The sequence below is a fragment of the Nocardia carnea genome (assembly GCF_029869215.1).
GTDB lineage: Bacteria > Actinomycetota > Actinomycetes > Mycobacteriales > Mycobacteriaceae > Nocardia > Nocardia carnea_B.
Window position 1 is genome coordinate 1 of sequence record NZ_JARWPM010000122.1, and the last position, 2,671, is coordinate 2,671.

Annotated in this window: 3 protein-coding genes; all 3 read left to right on the plus strand. The window is 68.7% G+C overall.

Annotated elements, in window-relative coordinates; genetic code table 11:
• Nucleotides 1-323: 323 nt before the first annotated feature.
• The gene (locus QH276_RS07955) at nucleotides 324-1,262 is read left to right on the plus strand and encodes a bifunctional MaoC family dehydratase N-terminal/OB-fold nucleic acid binding domain-containing protein (RefSeq protein ID WP_280399463.1); all 939 of its coding nucleotides are present in this window, start codon (nucleotides 324-326) and stop codon (nucleotides 1,260-1,262) included.
• On the plus strand, nucleotides 1,259-1,687 hold the full coding sequence (locus QH276_RS07960) for a MaoC family dehydratase (protein ID WP_280399464.1): 429 nt from the start codon (nucleotides 1,259-1,261) through the stop codon (nucleotides 1,685-1,687). The genes QH276_RS07955 and QH276_RS07960 overlap by 4 nt, the downstream gene beginning before the upstream one ends.
• Nucleotides 1,688-1,736: 49 nt before the next feature.
• A partial coding sequence (locus QH276_RS07965; RefSeq protein ID WP_280406680.1) for a hypothetical protein occupies nucleotides 1,737-2,671 on the plus strand: 935 nt, incomplete at its 3' end.

Below are 2,671 nucleotides of genomic sequence, written 5' to 3' on the forward strand. Positions count from 1 at the left end.
TCGCTTCGGGATTTGCGAGATCCGGCACGCTACTCCTTCTTGATAGGGCTGTGTCTTTTTGCGGCGCCAGCGGCGCCGCCGGGGTAGGCCCCCCAAGTTCCCGGGGGGGGAACACCCCACCAACCCCCCACCCCCCCCCCCCCCCCGGGGGGCCCCTTTTCTCCCGCCGCCCTGGGGGGTTCGCCCCCCGCCCCGCCCCCCCCCCCCCTCGCCCCCCCCCCCCGGGGGGTGGGGGGTGGGCCCAACCCCTGGGACCTAGGGGGCCGAACCCCGCGGCGCCGCAGGCGCCGCAAAAAGACACAGCCCTATCAAGAAGGAGTAGCGTGCCGGATCTCGCAAATCCCGAAGCGATCACCGCCGCCGCCGAGAAAATCAAGGCAGCTGGGCCCAGCGCGCCTCGTCCCGGCCGGGACCCCGTGAACCAGCCGATGATCAACAACTGGGTGGAGGCCCTCGGCGACACCAACCCGGTGTACGTCGACGAGGCCGCCGCCAAGGCCGCCGGGTTCGACGGGATCGTTGCCCCGCCGGCGATGGCCCAGGTGTGGACCATGCTGGGTCTGGGCGGGCGGCGTCCGGCCGATGACCCGATGGAGGCCACCAACACCCTGCTCGATTCCGCCGGGTACACGTCGGTGGTCGGCACCAACTGCGAGCAGATCTACCACCGCTATCTGCGGCCCGGTGAAGAGGTGAGCATCACCAGCGCGCTGGACGATATCGCCGGACCGAAGAAGACGGGACTGGGTGAGGGATTCTTCCTCACCTACCGCACCAGCTGGTACGTCGGCGACGAACTCGTTACCGAAATGCTTTTCCGCATCCTGAAGTTCGCGCCCGGTACCGGTGCGCCGCCCAAACCGTCGCTCGCCGACCGGGTGCGCCCGCTGGTTTCGCACGACACCGAATTCTTCTGGGCGGGTACCAAAGCCCGCGAGCTGCGAATCCAGAAGATGCCCGACGGAACGCTGCGCCACCCGCCCGTGCCCGCTATCTGGCAGGACAAAACCGAGCCGGTCGACTATGTCGTCGCCTCCGGTAAGGGCACGGTGTTCAGTTACGTCGTGCACCACGCGCCCAAGGTTCCCGGCCGCGACCTGCCGTTCGTGGTCGCCCTGGTGGAACTCGAGGAAGGGGTGCGAATGCTGGGTGAACTACGTGGTATCGAGCCCGGTGAGGTCGAGGTGGGACTGCCGGTCGTCGCCGATTTCGAGCAGCTGGACGACGAGACGGTGCTGCCGTTCTGGAAGGTGATCCCGTGACCGCGATATTCGATCCGGCCGCCGTGCAGGTGGGCACCGCGCTGCCCGAACTGTCGATCCACGCCGATCCGACCTTCGTGATCAGCACCGCCTTGGCCACCCGGGATTTCCAGGATGTACACCACGACCGCGACAAGGCGATCGAACGCGGGTCCAAGGACATCTTCGTCAATATCCTCACCGATACGGGCCTGGTGCAGCGGTTCGTCACCGACTGGGCGGGTCCCGCCACGGTGGTGAAATCGATTTCGCTGCGCCTCGGGGTGCCGCTGTATGCCTATGACACCCTCACGCTCACCGGCAAGGTGACGGCGATCGAGGGATCCGAAGTGCAGCTCGAGGTGGTCGGTAAGGACAGCTTGGGCGACCATATCGTCGCGAAGGTCGCCATCGATATCGGGCGTTGTGGCGGGGGACCGGCATGACAATCGCAGGCGTAGCCAGGGCTGTAGCGACCCGCGGAACGAGGAACGCGTGACCAACTCAGATCATCCACTGTCCGGCCGGGCCGCCATCGCGGGTATCGGCGCCACCGATTTCTCCAAGGAATCCGGCCGCAGCGAACTGCGGCTGGCCGCGGAGGCGGTCACCGCCGCGCTCGCCGACGCCGGGCTCACACCGGCCGATGTGGACGGCTTGACCACCTTCACCATGGATACGAACCTGCAGGTCGCGGTGGCGCGGGCGGTGGGCATTCCGCAGCTGAAGTTCTTCAGCCATATCGGTTACGGCGGCGGCGCGGCCTGTGCCACCGTGCAGCAGGCGGCGATGGCGGTGGCCACCGGTGTCGCCGATGTGGTGGTGGCGTACCGGGCGTTCAACGAGCGGTCGGTCTCCCGGTTCGGGCAGTTCTCGTCCTCGCTGGCCGCGGCGCCGACCTCCTCGGGAATCGACGCCGGCTGGTCCTATCCGCACGGGCTGGGCACACCCGCGGCGCAGGTCGCGATGGTGGCCCGCCGGTATATGCACGTCTACGGCGCGACCAGCGCGGATTTCGGGCGGGTCGCCGTCGCCGACCGCAAACATGCCGCGGTGAATCCGAACGCCTTCTTCTACAACAAGCCGATCACCCTCGAAGATCACCAGAAATCGCGCTGGATCGCCGAACCGCTGCATCTGCTGGACTGCTGCCAGGAATCCGACGGCGGGGTCGCGATCGTGGTGACCAGTGTCGAGCGGGCCCGCGATCTCCCGAACCCGGCCGCGGGGGTAACCCCCGCGGCGCAGGGCCGCGGGGGGGGTCAGGACGTGATGGCCCGCGACTATAGCGCCCCCCACACCCACCCCCGGCCGGCCGTGGTGTGCGTCCCGATCCTTGCTGGCCACCACCACCGCACCCCCCCCGCGCCCCGGCGCCGCCGCGGTTACCCCCGCGGCCGGGTTCGGGAGATCGCGGGCCCGCTCGACAC